General features: G+C 65.2%; 1 protein-coding gene. It reads left to right on the forward strand.

Features of this window, described 5'->3' with window-relative positions; all coding sequences use genetic code 11:
- Positions 1-7 precede the first annotated feature (7 nt).
- The gene (locus AC0L2C_RS34070; protein ID WP_473525517.1) at positions 8-1,321 is read left to right on the forward strand and encodes a hypothetical protein; all 1,314 of its coding nucleotides are present in this window, start codon (positions 8-10) and stop codon (positions 1,319-1,321) included.
- The last annotated feature ends 2 nt before the right edge of the window (positions 1,322-1,323 follow it).

Consider the following 1,323-nt stretch of genomic DNA (forward strand, 5'->3'; position numbering starts at 1 on the left):
CATGGGCATGACGACGCAGATCCGCGGCCCGGAGATCGCCCAGCCGCTCGTCGCGACGCTCGACCCGACAACCGTCCTTTTTCCACTCGAAGGCCTGCCGCTCGACGACCTGCCCGCACTGATCGACCGGATCTCGCCCCGCGCCATGCTTGAAGAGCCAGCACTTCCGCAGTCCATTCGGATCGAGCGGCAACTCCTGCTCGTGGGCGGCACCCGCGTGGGCGAGGCGCGGATCATGGTCCACTGGAACACTGGGCGCGAAAGCTCCTACGTTTACCTCAACATGGACGGCAGCATCCACACGGCCGATGTCTCGGGCACCTTTCGCGCCCGCGGCCTCGACATGGCGCGGGATGACTGGCATCTGCCGATGGCGGCGCAGGATCTCGCCTTCTTCGGCACCCACCGCAGCATCCTTCGGGTCGAGATCGAGCCGCGAGACATCGACGTGAGCTACATGGACCCGCAGAGCCGCAGCCAGACGACGGGCATGCGCTGGACGCTGAACGGCCTCAGCGTGAACGCGCCGGTCATGGAGATGCCTGCCACGATGCGGCCGCCGACCGAGGATGTGTTCGCCTTCACCGATATCGACTTCGCCATGCTGCCCGCGCTCAAGGCGGCGGCACTGGAGAAGGTGAACGAGCCCGGCATGCGGGTGCTGAAGATAGTCGCGAACCGTCCGATCACCAGCATCGGCACGCCACAGCTTGTCTGGACGCTCACCGTCGGCGATCCTGCGAAGCAGGGAAACTGGATCACCCGGACCGAGGGCGAGGCATGGCAGGTCGTAGCAAGCCCTGCCGGCGAGATTCTTCGGGTTGTCCTTCCCCCCGGCCGACGCCCGTCGGTGGATTGGTGGACGCCCGCCAACCTACGCGACGTGATCGACCGGCTCGTTTCCACCTTTCCGGTCAGCCATCCCTTCCGCGAGATCGTGCTCGATCCGCAAGGCGGCAGGGCTCATGCCGTCGACGGGGGCGACCCGACGCTGTGGCGGGAATTCAGCATCAACGCGCACGAAATCTCCGTGTCGTCCATTGGAGGTGGACGCCATGACGGGGTGGACGGGACATGGTTCACGCTAGATGCGCTCGATGGCTACAGCACGGAAGTGATTTTCGACCTCGTCTCGCGCACGTTCGAGACTATGAGCCTGCCCGATGGCTACATATCCAGGTTGACGTTTTCGCGCGGGAATACCTGGGTTCGGCCGCCCGAGGAGCAGGTGATGCTGGAAATACGGGTGGAGCACGGAATGCGCGGCGGCCGGCTCACCTGGCTCGCCGACGGGACGGAATTGGACCGTGTGATGCCATGAGC

Source organism: Mesorhizobium sp. WSM4845 (genome assembly GCF_055811455.1).